Source organism: Paenibacillus sp. GM2FR (genome assembly GCF_002803325.1).
Taxonomy (GTDB): Bacteria; Bacillota; Bacilli; order Paenibacillales; family Paenibacillaceae; genus Paenibacillus_AQ; species Paenibacillus_AQ lautus.
On sequence record NZ_MKZM01000008.1, the window covers coordinates 848,650 to 866,523 of the forward strand.

Below are 17,874 nucleotides of genomic sequence, written 5' to 3' on the forward strand. Positions count from 1 at the left end.
AATCCATATGAAATTTGGTTAGTTAAGAACGACCACCGACATCAAAATCTCTCCTTTAGATAAGAGTATGCAATAACTATATCCATAAATATGGCAGAAGTCAAGGTGGAAAAGCGGATACGATCCCTTAAAAAACTGTGATATGATGGAATTGTTATGCTGTTGCTAATCATTAGTAGTTGCGGTAGTCAATCATGAGAGAATAAGACACGAGAGGAGCTGTATCCATGGGGAAATTGCTGACACGAAGTGAGGTTCCAATTGAGGCAACCTGGAATCTGGATGATTTGTTTGTCTCGCAAGAAGAATTCGAAGCGGGTTTAAAAGCGCTTGAATCACAAGCTGCTCAATTGACGCGATTCAAAGGCCGGCTGGGAGAAGGGGCATCTGTTCTTCTGGAATGCTTGAATGAACAGGAAGTTTTGATGGAGAGCATTAGCAGAGTCGGGGCGTATGCCAGATTACGACAATCGGAGGACGGAACCAACCCGGCTAACCTGGCGAATTCGGCCAAAACGGGCGATGTTCTCTCACGCATCCAATCCTCTCTGACGTTCATTGAATCGGAGCTGCTGGATCTCGAAGATGGAGCCATCGAACATTACATAACGAAGGAAAACGGGCTTGAACCTTATGCCCGCAGCTTAAAATTGTTGCTGGAATCCAAGCCTCACCGCTTGAGTCCTGAGACGGAAAGCGTGCTAGCATCGCTGGGAGAGGTCCTGGGTTCGCCTTACCGCATCTATTTGCGCAGCAAGCTGTCGGATATGACCTTTGACGATATTCAAGTGAATGACGTAAACAAACCGGTCTCGTTCCGTCTGTACGAGAATTCTTACGAAATGTCTGAGGATACGCAGCTTCGACGGGAGGCTTATGCCTCGTTCACGAAGTCGCTGCAGGGATCGCGTCATACATTTGCCGAGGCTTACGCCACCGAAGTGAAGAAGCAAGTGGTGATGTCCCGGCTTCGCGGGTATGATTCCGTAACGGACATGCTGCTGAAGCCGCAGCAAGTGACGATGGAGATGTACAACCATATTCATGATACCATTCTGACGGAGTTAGCTCCGCATATGCGGAGGCTTATGAAGCTCAAGAAGCGTGTGCTTGGGCTGGATCAAATGCTGTTCTGCGATTTGAAAGCGCCGATGGATCCGGATTTCAATCCAAGCGTTACTTATGAAGAAGCGTGCTCCACGATTTCGAGCGCCTTGTCGATTCTGGGTCCTGAATACGGCGAGATCGTTAAATCCACGTTCTCCAAGCGCTGGGTGGATTATGCCGATAATATTGGTAAATCTACAGGCGCGTTCTGTTCCTCCGTATACGGGGTACATTCCTATATCCTGATGGCCTGGGCGGATAATATGCGCAATGCCTTCACATTAGCGCATGAAGTCGGGCATGCCGGTCATTTGATGCTGGCAGCGAAGAATCAGCGTATTACCAATGCGCGTCCTTCCTTGTATTTTATCGAAGCGCCTTCAACGATGAACGAGCTGCTGCTAGCGGATCACTTGCTCAGCCAATCCGAGGATAAGCGGATGCGACGCTCTGTTATTCTTCAACTTCTGAGCACGTATTACCATAATTACGTGACTCATCTTCTGGAAGCGGAAATGCAGCGACGGGTATACCGCCATGCGATGGCTGATGAGCCGATTACCGCAGATAAGCTATCTGAGCTAAAGGGTGCCGTGCTATCCGATTTCTGGAGTGACGCGGTCGAGCTCGATGAAGGAGCGAAGCTGACCTGGATGAGACAACCGCATTATTATATGGGTCTTTATCCATATACTTATGCCGCAGGACTGACTGCATCAACAGCTGCAGCACAATTGATTCGCGAGGAGGGACAACCGGCTGTAGACCGCTGGCTCCAAGTCCTCAAAACCGGAGGCAGCAAGAGCCCACTGGAATTAATGGCGATGGCGGGCGTCGATATGTCCACTTCCGAGCCGATCTCCAAAGCGGTAGCTTATGTTGGATCACTCGTCGACGAACTAGAGTCTCTGTACGAGGAATAGTGTCATTTGCATATATGAGAAAAGGGTGGTCCACAGCTCATTGCTGTAGATCACCCTTTTTTTGTGGAGGATATTGGAGTGAAACCGAAGCTTATTTGTCCGTGATATCATCATGCAGCGTATGGGTCGGGATCGTAAAGTAGAAGGAGGAACCGATGTTTTCACGACTCTCGACGCCGATGACCCCTCCCATCAGCTCAACTAGTTTTTTACTGATTGCCAGCCCCAATCCCGTACCGCCGTATTTGCGATTCAAGGATGGATGAAGCTGCGAGAAGGAGGTGAACAGCTGGTGCTGCTGTTCAGCAGGGATGCCAATTCCCGTATCCCTTACTTGAAAAGCAAGCGTGAATTCATGGGTTCCCGTCCTGCGCAGTCCCTCGACACTCATCACGATGCTGCCCTCATGGGTGAATTTGATAGCATTGCTGATAAGATTAACAAGCACTTGCCGCAGCCGCAGGGCATCGCCGATGATCACATCGGGAACCGTGGAGCTGTTGATGCTGCAGGATAACGTTAATCCTTTTTCTTTGGCTTTGGCCGAAAATAAATCAACGACGATTTCAAGCAAGGAACGTAAGTCGATCGGTTCGTGAATGAGGGTCATATTGCCGGTCTCGATTTTGCTGAAATCGAGGATCTCGTTCAGGATGTGCAGCAGCGAGCTGCTGCTCTCCATCAAAATATCGGTATAATTCTGTTGGTCCTCGTCAAGCTCGGTCGTTCTTAACAGCTCAATCATACCGATGATGCCGTTCATGGGTGTACGGAGTTCGTGGCTCATCATGGTCAGAAACTCCGTTTTCGCTTGATCAGCCCGTTCGGCATTCTCCTTCGCCCGGATGATCTCTTTCTCATCAGTGATATCACGGAACACCATAACGGCGCCTTTACGCTCTCCTTGATCCCAGATTGGGTTGACCTGATAATCTGCCAGAAAGCTGGTTCCGTCGCCTCGCCAAAGCACAATTTCGGCTCTGGACAGCGGTACGCCTTGTTTGACGGCCCGAACAAGCGGTGAATCATCCCCCCGATAAAAAGTGCCGTCATGGCGAATTTCTTTGATAATCTGGTCGCAAGGTCTTCCGATGGTGGTGGCCGGTTCATAATCCAGCATCGCTGCGCCTGCCGGATTGATAAAAGCGACATGTCCGTGAATGTCCAGCCCGATAATGCCTTCGGATACCGTATTCAGCAAAAGAGTGAGCTCGCGGCTAAGTTTCTTAATCTCTTCCATGGTTCGCATGCGCTCGGTAATGTCCCGGGTAATGCCATAGACGCCGACCACTTCGTCATCCACGAAAATCGGGATGTTGATGGTATTGATGTTGATGGGATGTCCATCCTTATGAATTATCGTCAGATCATAGCTCTGCGGTATGCCTTCTGTCGCCTGATTAAAATGATACAACGTTCGAGCCATGTCATTTTCCGCTACAATCGGTCCGAAATACATTCCGATCAGCTCGTCCAGGGAATATCCCGTCAGCTCCTGCAAATTTTGATTGGCCGTTAAGTAGTCGCCATCCAAATTCAGGGAGTATACCGCCGACGGATTATATTCAAATAGCGAACGATATCGCTGCTCGCTTTCTTTAAGCTTAAATTCCATCATCTTTCGCTCGGAAATGTCGCGGGCAATCGAAATGATTTCGTTCTTTTGGCCGTCCTGCGTGCCAATGTACTTGCAATTGACTTCAAACCAGATGTGCCTGCCATCCTTATGTATATAACGGAAGGTAATGGGTGTGAGCGATTTGCCGTCCAGGCAATTCTTGAAATAGTCCTGGAGCGGGATGATATCCTCAGCGTATACGTAATCGAATATACTGGTGCCAACCATCTCCTCCGGACGATATCCAAGCAGAGAATAACAGGAAGGTGAACAATAAAGAAACGTGGAACAGCCTATGGTGCTGCTCGATATGAAATCAAGGGAATTTTCGGTTATGAGTTTGTACTTATTTTCATTCTCCAGCGACTGCTGTTCAATCAGCACCTGCTCGGTGATATCCTGGGCCATGCCGACCATCTCCATCGGTCTGCCTTGGTTCGTAACGGAGACCTCCCATTGAGCTCGAATCGTTCGGATATGCCCGTCCTGAAGCTGGATCCGGTAAATGATTTCATTCGCTTTTCCTAGAATGGCTCTGCTCAATTCCGCCTCCAGCCGCTCGCGGTCTTCCGGAACGACCAATGACAGCAGCGTGTTATGGTTTGGCTCGGTAGTACTGATCTGATACCCGTAAATTCGCCTCATTTCATCGCTGTAGGTTAGCGTATGCGTAATCAAGTCCCAACGCCAGGAACCAATCTTGGCAATCCGCTGCGCATGCGCCAGCGTATCCTCATCCGTTTTGCGTTTGGTAATATTTCGTCCAATGGCCAGGACCTTGGTAACCTCGCCTTGCGCTCCCCGTACCAGCTGGAAAGACGTTTCAAACCATAAATAATGCCCGTCCTTATGGCGTATGCGTCGAACGAAACTATCTTCCTCTGAGAATAGTTTGCCCGGTTCTTTCATTTGCTCGGAATCAACCTGATGATAGTAATCGATCCGGCATTGGCCCGTCATTTCCTCTTGGGTGTATCCGAGGATTTCCGTTACAGAAGGTGAGATGTATTCGATGATGCCGTCGGCGTTGCTAATGGATATAAGATCTTGTCCGCTTTTGGAGATGAGTGCAAGCAGCTCATCATTCTTAATGGTCGGCGGCAAAGACGACTCCTCCTGTACGGTCCCTGGTTCAATACAGCATAAAATCCATGGAGCCTCTCCAGGGGCGGGATGGTTCAACAGGGAAATCGTCACAGAGACTTGAACTTGATTTTCGTCACGGCGGATAAAGTAAGAGTTTTTTTTGATCGTGGACGTTAGGTCATATGTCAATGATTGTAATGTTTGTTGAATCGATAAGTTGGATAGAACTTGGATTTCGGAAGGTTTGAGCTGAAGCAGATCTGAACGTTTGGATTCGATAAGTTCGCAAAAACGATCATTAACCTTGGCCACAGGCTCGTCAACCGCAGAAATCAGGATTGCCCCAATAGGCAAGTTATCAAACATCTGTTCCCAGACCCAATGTTCCGCTGTTTGCCTCATGATTATAGTTGCCTCCCTAACTTAAGCTATACCATTTGATCATAGAGGATAGGATCACTCTATCGCAATAGAAAATACCAACGTTACATTTGAACTTGGAAATAATGGCGCGTAAAAGCCAACCGATAAGAGGAGCTTTCTTATGGCTGGCGAGTTAAACCTTACGGGTACATCCGATTCCTAATGCCATATGTTGTTTTAATCATCGTTTGTTATTTGTGCAGCAGTACACGATCTTCGACGTTTTTGTCAAAATAATGTCCGGCGTAGGAGCAGACGGGGATGATTTTCAAATCTTCTTCCCGAGCGTGTCCTATTACTTTTCGAACGAGTTCGTCGGCGATTCCTTGGCCTCGCAGGCCGGGTGAAATATAGGTATGATCGATACTAATCACTCCGTTTCCTTGAGGTGAGTAGGAGATTTCGGCTACCTTTTTTCCGTTATCTTCAATAAAAAAGCTTCCGGGCTTTGTCTGTATATTTCGTTTGTCCATGGTGTTTAACCCTCCTTCATCTGGTTGTACTATACCCGTATCCGCTATGCATTAAACGGATTTCAGATAGGCAAACACCCTTGACGGGACATTTGCATACAATGCGAATAGAAGAGAATGAAGGAGGAGCATTATGAGCCATTATTCAACCCAACCCCAAATGCTGTTTCAATGCGACCACCAGTTGGTACATTCCATGAAGAAACATAGAGAAAGCGCCCATTCGGCCATGAAAAACGTAGTCAATCGCAAGGTAAGAGTGCATACGATGGATGATGAAGCCATTGAAGGTATCGTCATTAATGTTGATGCAAAGAATGTGTACATTCTTGTAGAACAAGGGAACAGAGGTTTCTTCCCGGGATACCCTCCATTTGTGCCATACGGGCCCAATCCTAATGTCATATTGCCGTTAGCATTGTTCAATCTATTGGCTGTTAGCTTGTTGTGGTAGCAAACGAAGAACCTGCGGTCCGATCAGCAGGTTCTTTTTTTTTATGATAAGTTTTAAAAAACATGTTTACATACAAACTGTATGTATGTTAAATTGGATGCATCCCATTATAGAAGGAGATGTTTTCCATATGAAGCTGCAAGGATTTTATCCCGTGATCATGACTGAGAAGATTGCCGAAAGCGCAGACTTTTACACACGGTTGTTTGGTTTTGAGATTGTTTTTGAAGCGGATTGGTATGTAAGCCTGAAGAAGGGTGACGAAGGACAAGGCGCTTATGAAATGGCCATCTTGTCCAAAGACCATCCCACGGTACCGTCCGCTTTTCAGAAACCTGTACAGGGATTGATTCTGAATTTCGAGGTGGAGGATGTGGATGCCGAGTACCAAAGGCTGGTCATCCACGAAAAGCTGCAGCTTCATCAGGATATGCGGGACGAAGAATTTGGTCAGCGGCATTTTATTACTAGTGACCCGAATGGGGTACTGATTGACATGATCAAGATTATTCCGCCTTCCCAGGCCTTTCTCGAGCAGTATAATGAAGAAGTGTGGTCACCAAACGGGGTTGACCCCGGAGAATGATGCATAGGGGGGAACAACGCGAAATATGAGAAGAAGCAAAAGCGAAACCAACGAGACAATACAGCTGCTGCTGAAGGTAGCCAGAACCCAATTTACGGAAAAAGGCTACGCCAATGCGGCACTGGAAGAGATTGCCGACGAAGCTAAAGTTACCCGCGGCGCGCTGTATCATCACTTTAAGAATAAACTAGGTTTGTTCCTGGCTGTGCTTGAATTAGTGCAATCGGAAATAGCGCAGCGCGTCGAGACGGAAGCGGATAGCTCCGAGGATCCTTGGGAGCAGCTCCTGTTTGGCTGCCGGGCTTTTGTTGCAGCCGTGGTCGAACCGCAGAATAAGCGGATTATGCTCATTGACGGTCCAAGTGTCGTAGGCTGGGAATCTTGGCGAGAAATGGACGAGCTGCATTCGATGAGTCATCTGCGGGAGCAGTTAACCTTGATGCAGGAACAGGGGATTATGAAAAGAATTCCTGTTGATGCTATGACCCATGCCTTGTCCGGCGCATTAAACGAATGCTCGCTCTGGGTCGCTCAAATGCCGGAAACCGATAAAGGCCTCGAGGAAACGATGGATGTGATTGCCGGTATGTTACAAGGGTTCAGGGTAAGAGACTAAAGTACATGATAAGGTTTACCCCTAATATGGGCTGGTTATCCTACAAACCTTACAATTTGCACCCATGTTGTAAGCTGGAGAGGTACATCAAAAAATCCATGAAATGGGAAGGGGTAAACCATGAAACCAAAACCACTGAAGGAATTTTTGGAAGAGCACCAAGAGCACCAAGATCATCAAGATCATCCCATCGAAGCCATCGGAAGCTATGTTTCCGAATACATTGAACGAAACTGGCAAACAGTACTCACCGTAAATCATGAAAAACTGATGCGGGCATACAACGAGGGTGGAGATGCAGCGTATGGGACGTTTTTGAACCTATTATTCTTGCCGATTCATAGACAATTCAAGGAGCTGGGAATACGTCCTGAACCTAATTTCCCGGGGAACTTTGACATTTCAAGAGAATGGGGAAGCCCGGAAGGGACGGACCAGCAGCGCTGGATGTGGAGCACGGTTTATTCAACCGAGAAGGAGCCGCTTGGCACCATCGTCACCATCGTATATCACGATCATACCCAGTTTCGCGTCCCAAGGCAGCCTCGTATCCTAGCCTTGCATGAGACAGGAAAAGAGGAAGTCGTCGCAGCCCTTTCGCTCAAGTCCCCGGATTTTAAGGAAGCACTCGAGTTTACGGTTGAATATAAAGCATATCTTCGGAGTTTGCAGGAGTAGGAAGTAACTCATCAGCGCGGATTCTACCGATCAAGGAGATGGCTTCGTCCTAGCGATGGGTTTCAGACGGTACATTAGCCTATAAAAAGCGCCTTGAGCAGGATGGAATTATCCTGGCACAAGGCGCTTTTAACATTTAGATTGTAGACAGCTGATCGATCGTTAGGTCTAACCAGTCTATTTCTTCCCTTGTCAGCTGGATGGTTGAACCTTCATCACAGGATTTTAATTCTTCGGCTGATTGCGCACCGATCAGCGCACATGTCGGGAATGGCTGGTTCAGCACGTAAGCGAGCGCGATCTGTATGGCTGTCACATTCTTCGTTGCGGCCAGTTGTTTGGCGCGCTCTAATCGCTCCCAGTTCGCATCGCTGTAGAATACCCGCACAAGATCCGCATTATCTCGAATTTCCGGCGTAAATCGTCCGGTGAAGAATCCTCTCGCTTGAGAAGACCAGGAGAACAGCGGGAACTGCTCTGCCTCATGCCACGCAATCGTCTCTGCATCGGCTGAGACGCAGCCTTTCCAGAACGGCTCGTTTGGCTTGGCCAGACTGAGATTCGGGCTGCTGAAGGAGAAACCGACCAGTCCATTCGCTTCAGCGTAGGCATTGGCATCCCGGATGCGCTCCCATGTCCAATTGGATACCCCAATGGCACCCACGCTGCCATCGGCAATGTATTCGTTCAGGGCCTCAATAACTTCACCTGCCGGAACCTCAGGGTCGTCACGGTGAAGAGCGTACAGATCGATGAAATTCGTTTGCAGTCTTTCGAAGCTCGTTGTGATGTCACTCTTGATATCTTTTTTATTCACGCGCGGGCCGTTCTGATCATGATGGGCACCCTTGGTCAGGATGACGATCTGATCCCGGTTACCTCTTTCCTGCATGTATCTGCCGATGACTTCTTCGCTTTGACCTCCACAGTAGATGTGGGCGGTATCAACGGAATTGCCGCCGATCGCAAGGTAAGCATCCATATTGGCGGCAGCTTTCTCGTACGAATCATGATAGAAGTAGTCCGTTCCTTTCATTAGTGCTGAGACGGGTTTGTTTAATCCCTTGATTGATATATATTTCATATTCATATCCTCCTTGGGTGTAATTACAATACAATTCGCTTCCGCTCATGGGCAGATTGCAGGCAAGCGTCAATGACTTTCATGTTGTGAATGGCGTCCTCTGCGGAGTAGCGGAGGGGTTTGTTGTTCAAAATAGCTTCGGCCATATGATCACCTTGTTCGCTGTATGCGTTTGCACGAGGAACCTCGATTTCTTTACGTCCTTCGCCTGTCGTTAAGATGAAGTTCGCTCCGTCCTCAGGCAGGCTATATGCGTAAGGGACTTCAATCAGGCCATCCGTGCCTACAATTTCAAGAGGGTTGCGATACGCCGCCCACATTCCGCAATCAAATGTCAGAGCGACATTGCCTTCAAATTCGATTAATCCGGATGCCATCATGTCGACATGGTCATGCTCAGGTGAGAAGAAAGCTTGAACGGTAACAGCTTCCGGCTCTTTATTCAGCAGGATCCGCGCGGCATTGATCGGATAACAGCCGACATCATAAATCGAGCCGCCGCCCCAATCTTTGCGGAAACGGACATTGCCGTGATTGGCTGAGCTGTTGAAGGTAAACGCGCTGCGAATGCCCCGAATATCCCCGATGGCACCGGCGTTGATCATTTCCTTCATCAAGTCATACCGCGGGTGATAGCGATACATAAAGGCTTCGGCCAGTACTACCCCGGCCTTAGCTGCTGCTTCTGCCATTTCAGCTGCTTCTGCTTCCGTCAGCGCAAGCGGTTTTTCGCATAGAATGTGTTTACCGGCTTCCGCCGCACGGATGCTCCATTCTTTATGTAGATGGTTAGGGAGCGGAATATAGATAGCATCTATGGAAGAATCCTCGAGCAAGGACTCGTAACTGCCGTATGCAGTCGGTATATTCAGTTCCTCTGCCGTTTGGGCTGCTTTTGCCTGATCGCGGCTGGCAATGGCAACGACTTCATTGAGACGGGATTGCTGTAAACCAGGTATGACCGAGCGTTTGGCAATGCTGGCGCAGCCAAGGATTCCCCAACGAAGTTTTTGAGTCATGTTCATCAGCTCCTATACAACTTATTAAGATTATATTGCGATTATAAAAGACAAGAAATAAAATTGATATAATATTATTTTGTAGTCTAATACAACAATATTGTCATTCGAGGAGTATTATGATGAAACGACAAAGTCATCTGCTGACCCTTCCGCAAATGCCGTTCTTCTGCCTGCCCGAATCGGTGGGAATTTACCGGGATGAACCGGACCATACGGTTACGCGGGCAGCCGGGTCTTTAAACAATTTCAATATTCACTATGTGGCTTCCGGTAAAGGGTATGTTGAAATCGAAAATGTAGTCCATACGCTTGGCCCAGGTGAAGCCGTGCTGTATTTTCCTATGCAGGCACAGCGTTATTACACAAGCGAGGACGATCCGTGGGATGTACGGTGGTTTCACTTTTATGGCAGCGGTCTGCAGAACTATTTCATCGAACGCGGATTTCATAAAAGCCAGCTTTGGAGCATTCGGCAGCCGTCTGCTTTTGAGGAAGCGCATGAAGCGCTGTTAAGTGAGGCGGAGACCCACCGGATGCTTAAGCCTGCGCAATTATCCACGCTTACGTATTCCTTGTTAGCGGTATTCGTGGAGCAGGCGTCCGCATTATCGGATAATAAATCGAACAACTCCGCCAACCGGATTCTTGAACTGCTGCCGATTATGCAGCAGGAAGCGGCACAGCCGTTTATTTTGGAAGAGTGGGCGGACAGACTCGGCGTAACCACTTACTATTTCTGCAAATTATTCCGCAATGTCATGGAGATGACTCCGATGGATTTTGTAACGCGCTGCCGTCTCCAGATGGCAAAGCAGTGGCTGCTCGACCATAAAGAAAAAACCATCGGACAAATTGCAGTAGAAGCGGGCTATCCAAGTGTCAGTTATTTTAACAAGCGATTTATGGAGCATGAAGGCATGACGCCATCTTCCTATCGTCGCTTATATGGGGTATAGTTAGGGGGTTCATGTCGCAAGGTCAGGTGAGAACTCGACTTAGGTCCAGGTTCTATTCACACCTATAGTCGGTTATGGAAACGGCTTGCCTCTACTACAATGGAATTAACGAAGGATTTGACGAAATCCGGATTCAATGAAATATGTAATCAATGTATGTGGGGGAAAGCCAAATGTCCAATAACCAAAATATATATGTTCTACTGACTGATACGGGTACGATGTTTACGAAACTGATCAAACGAATTACGGCAGCGCCCTATAATCATGCTTCGCTGGCGCTGGACGAGAATTTGAACGAAGTGTTCAGTTTCGGCCGCAAATGCGCCAACAATCCTTGGGTTGGAGGATTTGTGGAGGAAGATGTATACGAAGGGACCTTCCGTCACTTTCCTGGCACGCGCTGCGCTCTGCTCCGTCTCCAGATCACAAGGGAGCAATTTGAGGCGGCAAGACGCGTGATTCAAAATTATAAGGATGAAGAGGATGCTTACGGGTACAATCTCATCGGTATGTTCGGCGTTCTGATGAGACTTGATATTACGAGAGAAAGATCCTACTTCTGCTCACAATTCGTAGCGGAAGCGATGAAGCAAAGCAGAATCCATCTATGGGATCGCCCTTCCTCCGCAGTAACTCCGAATGATTTCTTTCAGCATCCGGCGTTCGAGGTTGTTTACGAAGGCATGTTATATGACTATCCATTGCTGGATCAATCCAGGTTGGCTGGATTCCAATACCCGTTACAAACGGCTTCAAGTTGAGTTGACTTGTTGCATATCGAAAAATAACTTCTGCCCTCGGCAGAAGTTATTTTTTGTATCGAGAGATTCTTGAATCGTTATTTTAATTGTGCATTTGCACGTGCAATGATAGACTCGATTTTTTGTTCGTGACTGTAAATGCTTTTCTTTTTCGTCAGGATCTGACCGGAGAGCGTCAACAGCCTGGAAAGGGTATCGCTGATTCTGGCCGATTCATTGGCCTTTACTGCGGTTTTGAAATTTTTCCACTCGGTTGTCATCAGTTTATTCGGTGTAGAGATTGCGCTTTTATCGCCCTTGATCTTGCTTTTGTAGGATTCAATCTCGGAGAGGATAGTGCGGACCTTTGCCGCTTTGGAAGTTTTCTCTTTCTTGGCTGCCGTAAGGGCTGCCTGCTTATTTCTAATATCCTCACGTCCCAGGGTAACCAGGAGTTTCATGCCACCGGCCTGTGACTGCAGCATCTTGGAGAGTGTTTTGTCTTTGAGTTTTTTAGCAGCGGCGATTTGCTTATTGAGAGCGGTATAGGTGTTAAACAGCGGCTGGTACTTGGTTTTGGCTGCTTGGAGCTGATCTTCCAGCTTGCGGATTTTGTCCTTATCGATTTCGCTGATTCTTTTGCGGGTTTCCGAAGCTTTGGCTTCATTGGCATAACGAAGGGATGAGATTCGATCGTCCCAATCCATCGCCTCCTTTCGTTCGGATTTAAAATCATCGTACTGTTTGATTAGCTTCCCACGAACAGTTCCGCCGGCCCGGTCCGCCGTGGCATTCAATTGGGCTTGAACCGTATCGGTGAACTCAATCGCGGCCGCATTTGCGAAAGGCATGGGAATTAAAGTGAGAAATAGTGCCATGACAAGGGATGAAGTCAGTAATCTTCTAAACATAAACATCTCTCCTTAAAAATAATAATCATCATTAGCGGTAAGCGCATCATGACAGGATGACCGGACTCACGACAAAAAGCACCCGTAGAAAGGCGCTGTTAAACGCCAGACTTACGGGTGCTTCCTTCGTAAGAGCTCCGATTCACTTTTTTGTAAATATACGGGAAAATTTTGGTTTTGTCAAACGTTTATTCCCCTGAAATGAGCGAAAATTCTCCAAGAATAGTCTTCCAAGCCTCCAAATCTCCTTCCCATGTGGGTCCTTTCGGTATTTGCTTGATGAGCACCAGATCCGAGAATGAGGGAAGGGTTACAATACTCGGACTGCTGCTAAGCATGACAAATAACAGGGTTACGTTCGGATTGGAGTAGGTTTCACGAATAACCTGATCAATCGTCTCAGCATCCTTTTTATGCGGGATGATCCGCACGAGCAGAGTCTTTTGTTCAGAATTCAAGTTGCGGTTAAAGCGCTCGATTCTTCGATTCAGCCGTTCGCGAAAAACGGGGTAGTCATATAACGGCCGCTCCTCCGGGTTGTTCTTGAAATCATGGAAGGATAAACAGGAAGATCGTTTGTCTCGTACATAGTAACAGTTTACCGATTTACCATATATGACCAGGTTATCCCGGAGCATGAAATCGCTGAATTGATGTTTAATGACTTTACAAAACTCGTGTGTCGAAGCGAAGTTGAACCAGTCCAACGGACCCGCTGCATGACGCAGCTTGTTTCTTCTTAGCTGGGCGGCAACCTGACAGTTGTGACCCAGACTGAAAATGGCATCAAACTCCATAGGGGTTGTCATGCTTCCAGACCTCCTTGAATCTATCATTAGATATCCTATGCAAATAGATAGAGTTGGTATGGAGTAGTGACCATGGTAGGTGTGGAGAGCAGAGGCCAGCCACCGTTTAAGCTTACGGCTGAAGGGGCTGATACTTTGAGCAGAGGGTGCCGCACAAAAAAAACGAAGCACGAATAAGGAAAGCGCGCTTCGTTTTTCATATATTTATATTTTCGGGAATGGATGTCTGCCCGAAGAAAGAAAAACGACCCCATTATGAAGGACTCAGGCTATATTTTGAATGAAGCTGCCATATTAATTCCCTTCGGCTGTTGACGCCGGTTTTGATAAAAATGGACTTCAGATGATCCTGAATCGTGTAGGGGGAGATAAACAGCGATTGAGCAAGCTCCTTGGTGGACAATCCTCGCAGAATACCGCTGATCACTTCGTTCTCGCGTTCCGTTAATCCTAACGAATCCGAGATTAGCGGCAGCATATCCGTAGTATTGGCAGGTTCAAGCGTTACGGCAAGCTTGGTAAGAGCATCAGGGCCATGCAGAAAACTTGCCCGTATGCTGGCAAAGGATCCGTCTCTCAGCCTGACGCGAGTATGGGCACTCGTTGAATAGACCGTTCCTCGGTCGTTCTCGGACAAAGCCCGGAAGCAGACTGCCCGCAGCGGGCGGGGGAGTGAAGCGGCATCCAATCCCTCTGCATCCTGGAGCAATGACATCCACTGCCGTGCAGCAGCGTTATAAGAAAGAATATCAAGCGTTTCGGACAGCAGCAATAAACCAGGCTCAGGCATAGGATCCATTCCATCTACAGTGACAGTGGATCGCGGAAGACTTCGATCACGTAGCATGACCGCCATGAATGGCGCCAGGGAAGAGAGAAGCTGCCGTTCCTCCTCGCTAAAAAAGGGCTGGCCCTCCTGACGGAAAATGGTTAGAAATCCCCAGCACATGCCGTTCGCTACCAAGGCGGCACGCATCTCGTCATGAAGGCCTGCCGGCTTCAGCACGTTCAGATAGCGAGGACTTTTGCTCATAGTCCCGTTCGTAGCCCCGCTTAGCGTTGCCACCTTCTCCATGGAGTTTACCAGTTCATGAAAGTGATTGTAATCGCTGTGCAGATATTCGTACTTGAACAGGCCATCATGGATTGCCTCAATGTCTTCATCCGTTATCGCACCGGTCGAGAGCAATGTGCGTGGATCTACCGTCGTAAAGCAAGCCGATTTGAAAGGAATCCAGCTGCGCAATTGCTTGATGAGTCTGCTCCGGTAGGTCTGGGAAGTTGATAAAGCCCCGCCAAGCGCTGTTATTTTATTTAATAAGCTGTTAAGTTGCGTGTCCATATGGAGTCACCTGCACCATCAGTCTAAGAAAAACCCCACATTTATGGGATAGGGTTATCGTTCTCTATCCTTATAATTGAGAATGATTCTTATTATGTCATGAATGGAGAAGGAATGAAAGAGATCTGCACCTTTGCACCATGTTGAAATAAAGGAGGACTTATACTGAGGATTATCGAGTTTGAACTGGACTGTTACTTATATAGAATTTTTTAGAGATGGAGAGGAAGCATCATGAAGGAACGAATTGTGGTTGTAGGCGGATATGGGCATGTAGGAAGGATCCTATGCGAGGAGTTAGGGGAGAAGTATCCCGGACTTGTATACGCTGCAGGAAGAAATTTGGAGCGAGCCGAACGTTTCAGTCGGGAAACAGGCGGAAAGGTGCTCCCTATGCGATTGGATATGGAGCAGCCGGTCATGGAGAGTGAGTGGGAACGGATCAGACTCGTGGTCATGTGCCTGGATCAGGCGGACGATGCCTGGGTCGGGGCTTGCATCCGGAGCGGGACCAACTACGTGGATATATCGGCCAAAGCCGAATTTTTGAATCAAGTGTCGAAGTGGAGGGGGGCAGCAGAGGAATCCCGATCGACAGCCATTCTGAGTGTAGGACTGGCCCCAGGGTTAACCAATCTAATGGCGAGCTGGGCGAGCAAAGGTCTGGATGTAACAGAGTCGATTGATATCTCGATTATGCTGGGTTTAGGGGATCGGCACGGCAAGGCTGCCGTAGAGTGGACTGTGGACAATCTCCTGTCCAACTTTCAGGTGATGGAGGACCATCGCCTAAGGACGGTTGCGAGTTTCTCGGAGGGAAGGGCGGTTCATTTTGGCGGAAAAATCAGACGTAAACCCGTATATCGATTCCCGTTCTCGGATCAATCGACATTGCCTCACACCTTGGAAGTCCCCACCGTGTCGACCCGGTTGGGGTTTGCTTCTTCCCCTCTAACTTCCATACTGGCAGGATTCCGTGCATCCGGTCTGTACCATCTGCTTAAAGTGAAATGGATACGGAAAGCTGCCGTCCAAGCTTTTATGAATATACAAATGGGATCCGATGATGTTGCTTTAAAAGTTGAAGCCCAGGGTAAGCGCCAGGGCAACAGCAGTACGGTTGAATGCTTGCTGGTCGGGCGGGACCAGTCCAAATTAACGGCTAGGGTAGCGGCGATCGTTGCGGATGCTGTGTACAGTGGGAAAATGGCGTGCGGGGTGTTCCATATTGAACAAGTGTTTGAATTAGCGAGTATGAAGGACTGGCTGGAGAAAGAGGTTAGCGTGGAGGTATGGCGGGATGGGGAGAGGGGGATTATTTAGGGAAATTCACGGATTACAAATTTTCCTAAACCGTATGTTATATTAATGATTAGAAATTTCTAAGGAGGATTATTGCATGCGGCAAAAAGCATTGATTTGGGTACAAAATTTGAGGGAAATCGCATCATTGACCCTATAAACTGCGTATTCCCCTAATTTTATGGGGGCAACTACCAAGTGGAAGAGATTACTCAACCAAGTCAAAAATTACGGATCACAAATGTGAAAGGCGCGTTTGCCTGGCTGGGACTTTTGGTGTTTTTCAGCGTTTTGAATGAAACGGTGTTTAATGTGGCACTACCGGATATCGCCAGGCAATTTCATGTGGAGCCATCGACTGCCAATTGGGTCAATACAGGCTTTATGCTGTCGTTCGCCATAGGTTCGTTTGTGTACGGAAAAATATCGGATCTGTACGGGATCAAAAAAATGCTCATGATAGGCATCGCAACGTACGGCAGCGGGTCTATGCTGGGATTAGCGGCGCATGCCTATTTGCCTGCTGTGATTGCGGCAAGATTTATTCAGGGGGCGGGAGCCTCTGCCACCCCTGCACTGGTCATGGTTATGATTGTGCGTTATTTCGATGCAAAATCTCGCGGCAGAGCTTTTGGTCTTATAGGATCGCTGGTTGCAACGGGCGAAGGAATCGGGCCTGTCATCGGAGGCGTCGTTGCCCATTATGTGCACTGGTCCGTGTTGTTTGTTTTTCCTCTTATGACGCTTGCAACGATTCCGTTCTTTTTAAAAGTGCTGCCGGATGAAACCAAACGGAAAGGGAACATGGATGTTACGGGAGCAGCTATGCTCTCCGTTGGCGTAGTGCTATTTACCTTATTTACAACCAATGAGCAGTGGATGTATCTGGCTGGCTGTTTAGCAGCGCTCGTACTATTCGCCTCACGTATGAAGCGGGCCTCAAATCCATTTATCGAACCGTATTTATTCGTAAGGAAGAAGTTCATCGACGGAACGATCACGGGCTGCATCATTTTGGGCATGGTTGCCGGATTTCTGTCCATGGTGCCTTATCTGATGAGAAGCGTCCATCATTTGTCAACAGGCATGATTGGCGCGGGTATTATATTCCCTGGTGCCATGAGCGTCATGCTGTTTGGCATGTTAGGGGGCATACTCGTCGATAAAAAAGGTCATCATTTTGTGTTCTATATAGGATCCTTGATGATTATCGGTGGTTTTTTAACCATAGCTATGCTGGCGGATCAATCACCTTGGATTGTTGCCGCCATGCTGATTTTTGTATTTGGAGGCCTTTCTTTTGTGAAGACGGTGATTTCAACCGTCGTTTCCGCTGCTCTGGAAGAGAAAGAAGCCGGAGCAGGGATGGGAATGCTTAATTTTGCATGCTTCTTATCCGAGGGGATCGGAGTCGCGATCGTAGGAGGTTTGCTTTCCAGACGATTGCTGGATTTCCCGCTTCTTCCGATGGTATGGAATGCTGAGGCAGACTTGTACAGCAACTTGCTGCTTCTGTTTTCGTTGGTTATCGTAGCTGGAAGTGTGATCTACACATTGGCTTATATCGGAAAAAAAGCAGACGAATCTAAAGCATAGAAGCACACTGGCGATCCAAATCCCGATCTCTCTTGTAACAGCGGAGAGATCGGGATTTTTGTATAATAAGCCTTTTTATACGCCATGGTTAGCTGCCACTTCTGTATTGACTAACTCACGAATAACGCCTATATTGTACAATAAT

General features: G+C 47.9%; 16 protein-coding genes. 9 read left to right on the forward strand and 7 right to left on the reverse strand.

Annotated elements, in window-relative coordinates; all coding sequences use genetic code 11:
* The first annotated feature begins 227 nt into the window (after nt 1-227).
* On the forward strand, nt 228-2,030 hold the full coding sequence (pepF, locus tag PAEVO_RS04120) for an oligoendopeptidase F (RefSeq protein WP_100536390.1): 1,803 nt from the start codon (nt 228-230) through the stop codon (nt 2,028-2,030).
* A 91-nt stretch (nt 2,031-2,121) separates the two neighbouring features.
* On the opposite strand, the gene PAEVO_RS04125 is transcribed toward pepF, so the two are convergent.
* Both PAEVO_RS04125 and PAEVO_RS04130 read right to left on the reverse strand, forming a co-directional pair.
* Nucleotides 2,122-5,136 (reverse strand): PAS domain-containing protein, encoded by a 3,015-nt coding sequence (locus PAEVO_RS04125; protein WP_100536391.1) that lies wholly within the window; start codon nt 5,134-5,136, stop codon nt 2,122-2,124.
* A gap of 212 nt (nt 5,137-5,348) precedes the next feature.
* On the reverse strand, nt 5,349-5,630 hold the full coding sequence (locus PAEVO_RS04130) for a GNAT family N-acetyltransferase (RefSeq protein ID WP_100536392.1): 282 nt from the start codon (nt 5,628-5,630) through the stop codon (nt 5,349-5,351).
* Nucleotides 5,631-5,763: 133 nt separating this feature from the next.
* On the opposite strand from PAEVO_RS04130, the gene PAEVO_RS04135 reads away from it, so the two are divergent.
* The 4 genes from PAEVO_RS04135 (at nt 5,764) to PAEVO_RS04150 (ending at nt 7,964) form a co-directional block, all read left to right on the forward strand.
* Nucleotides 5,764-6,084, forward strand: coding sequence for a hypothetical protein (locus tag PAEVO_RS04135; protein ID WP_100536393.1), 321 nt, complete (start codon nt 5,764-5,766; stop codon nt 6,082-6,084).
* A 130-nt stretch (nt 6,085-6,214) separates the two neighbouring features.
* Complete coding sequence (locus PAEVO_RS04140; RefSeq protein WP_100536394.1) at nt 6,215-6,670, forward strand: VOC family protein; 456 nt, start codon at nt 6,215-6,217, stop codon at nt 6,668-6,670.
* 25 nt (nt 6,671-6,695) lie between these two features.
* On the forward strand, nt 6,696-7,286 hold the full coding sequence (locus tag PAEVO_RS04145; protein ID WP_100536395.1) for a TetR/AcrR family transcriptional regulator: 591 nt from the start codon (nt 6,696-6,698) through the stop codon (nt 7,284-7,286).
* A gap of 120 nt (nt 7,287-7,406) precedes the next feature.
* The gene (locus tag PAEVO_RS04150) at nt 7,407-7,964 is read left to right on the forward strand and encodes a DUF6022 family protein (protein ID WP_100536396.1); all 558 of its coding nucleotides are present in this window, start codon (nt 7,407-7,409) and stop codon (nt 7,962-7,964) included.
* 136 nt (nt 7,965-8,100) lie between these two features.
* Here PAEVO_RS04150 and PAEVO_RS04155 read toward each other — a convergent pair whose 3' ends face one another.
* On the reverse strand, nt 8,101-9,048 hold the full coding sequence (locus PAEVO_RS04155; protein ID WP_100536397.1) for an aldo/keto reductase: 948 nt from the start codon (nt 9,046-9,048) through the stop codon (nt 8,101-8,103).
* 23 nt (nt 9,049-9,071) lie between these two features.
* A complete protein-coding gene (locus PAEVO_RS04160; RefSeq protein WP_100536398.1) occupies nt 9,072-10,067 on the reverse strand; it encodes a Gfo/Idh/MocA family protein in 996 nt (331 codons plus the stop codon).
* 122 nt (nt 10,068-10,189) lie between these two features.
* Between PAEVO_RS04160 and PAEVO_RS04165 the strand changes: the two genes are divergently transcribed.
* Nucleotides 10,190-11,026, forward strand: coding sequence for a helix-turn-helix transcriptional regulator (locus PAEVO_RS04165; RefSeq protein WP_100536399.1), 837 nt, complete (start codon nt 10,190-10,192; stop codon nt 11,024-11,026).
* Between the two features lie 173 nt (nt 11,027-11,199).
* The gene (locus PAEVO_RS04170; protein WP_100536400.1) at nt 11,200-11,790 is read left to right on the forward strand and encodes a hypothetical protein; all 591 of its coding nucleotides are present in this window, start codon (nt 11,200-11,202) and stop codon (nt 11,788-11,790) included.
* 77 nt (nt 11,791-11,867) lie between these two features.
* On the opposite strand, the gene PAEVO_RS04175 is transcribed toward PAEVO_RS04170, so the two are convergent.
* From PAEVO_RS04175 to PAEVO_RS04185, 3 genes are all read right to left on the reverse strand, one after another.
* Complete coding sequence (locus PAEVO_RS04175; RefSeq protein WP_100536401.1) at nt 11,868-12,680, reverse strand: hypothetical protein; 813 nt, start codon at nt 12,678-12,680, stop codon at nt 11,868-11,870.
* A 188-nt stretch (nt 12,681-12,868) separates the two neighbouring features.
* The gene (locus tag PAEVO_RS04180; protein WP_100536402.1) at nt 12,869-13,489 is read right to left on the reverse strand and encodes a DUF1796 family putative cysteine peptidase; all 621 of its coding nucleotides are present in this window, start codon (nt 13,487-13,489) and stop codon (nt 12,869-12,871) included.
* A 253-nt stretch (nt 13,490-13,742) separates the two neighbouring features.
* Nucleotides 13,743-14,831 (reverse strand): LuxR C-terminal-related transcriptional regulator, encoded by a 1,089-nt coding sequence (locus PAEVO_RS04185; protein WP_100536403.1) that lies wholly within the window; start codon nt 14,829-14,831, stop codon nt 13,743-13,745.
* A gap of 234 nt (nt 14,832-15,065) precedes the next feature.
* On the opposite strand from PAEVO_RS04185, the gene PAEVO_RS04190 reads away from it, so the two are divergent.
* Together PAEVO_RS04190 and PAEVO_RS04195 are read left to right on the forward strand one after the other, a co-directional pair.
* Complete coding sequence (locus tag PAEVO_RS04190) at nt 15,066-16,154, forward strand: saccharopine dehydrogenase family protein (protein ID WP_100536404.1); 1,089 nt, start codon at nt 15,066-15,068, stop codon at nt 16,152-16,154.
* 213 nt (nt 16,155-16,367) lie between these two features.
* A complete protein-coding gene (locus PAEVO_RS04195; protein ID WP_100539317.1) occupies nt 16,368-17,729 on the forward strand; it encodes an MFS transporter in 1,362 nt (453 codons plus the stop codon).
* Nucleotides 17,730-17,874 lie beyond the last annotated feature (145 nt).

What these genes read in the sequence shown, in the direction of transcription:
- PAEVO_RS04185 (WP_100536403.1), bottom strand. Translation starts at nt 14,831, where the DNA reads ATGGACACGCAACTTAACAGCTTATTAAATAAAATAACAGCGCTTGGC.
- PAEVO_RS04165 (WP_100536399.1), top strand. Translation starts at nt 10,190, where the DNA reads ATGAAACGACAAAGTCATCTGCTGACCCTTCCGCAAATGCCGTTCTTC.
- PAEVO_RS04145 (WP_100536395.1), top strand. Translation starts at nt 6,696, where the DNA reads ATGAGAAGAAGCAAAAGCGAAACCAACGAGACAATACAGCTGCTGCTG.
- PAEVO_RS04150 (WP_100536396.1), top strand. Translation starts at nt 7,407, where the DNA reads ATGAAACCAAAACCACTGAAGGAATTTTTGGAAGAGCACCAAGAGCAC.
- PAEVO_RS04140 (WP_100536394.1), top strand. Translation starts at nt 6,215, where the DNA reads ATGAAGCTGCAAGGATTTTATCCCGTGATCATGACTGAGAAGATTGCC.
- PAEVO_RS04125 (WP_100536391.1), bottom strand. Translation starts at nt 5,136, where the DNA reads ATGAGGCAAACAGCGGAACATTGGGTCTGGGAACAGATGTTTGATAAC.
- PAEVO_RS04175 (WP_100536401.1), bottom strand. Translation starts at nt 12,680, where the DNA reads ATGTTTAGAAGATTACTGACTTCATCCCTTGTCATGGCACTATTTCTC.
- PAEVO_RS04180 (WP_100536402.1), bottom strand. Translation starts at nt 13,489, where the DNA reads ATGACAACCCCTATGGAGTTTGATGCCATTTTCAGTCTGGGTCACAAC.
- PAEVO_RS04190 (WP_100536404.1), top strand. Translation starts at nt 15,066, where the DNA reads ATGAAGGAACGAATTGTGGTTGTAGGCGGATATGGGCATGTAGGAAGG.
- PAEVO_RS04170 (WP_100536400.1), top strand. Translation starts at nt 11,200, where the DNA reads ATGTCCAATAACCAAAATATATATGTTCTACTGACTGATACGGGTACG.
- pepF (WP_100536390.1), top strand. Translation starts at nt 228, where the DNA reads ATGGGGAAATTGCTGACACGAAGTGAGGTTCCAATTGAGGCAACCTGG.
- PAEVO_RS04135 (WP_100536393.1), top strand. Translation starts at nt 5,764, where the DNA reads ATGAGCCATTATTCAACCCAACCCCAAATGCTGTTTCAATGCGACCAC.
- PAEVO_RS04155 (WP_100536397.1), bottom strand. Translation starts at nt 9,048, where the DNA reads ATGAAATATATATCAATCAAGGGATTAAACAAACCCGTCTCAGCACTA.
- PAEVO_RS04130 (WP_100536392.1), bottom strand. Translation starts at nt 5,630, where the DNA reads ATGGACAAACGAAATATACAGACAAAGCCCGGAAGCTTTTTTATTGAA.
- PAEVO_RS04160 (WP_100536398.1), bottom strand. Translation starts at nt 10,067, where the DNA reads ATGACTCAAAAACTTCGTTGGGGAATCCTTGGCTGCGCCAGCATTGCC.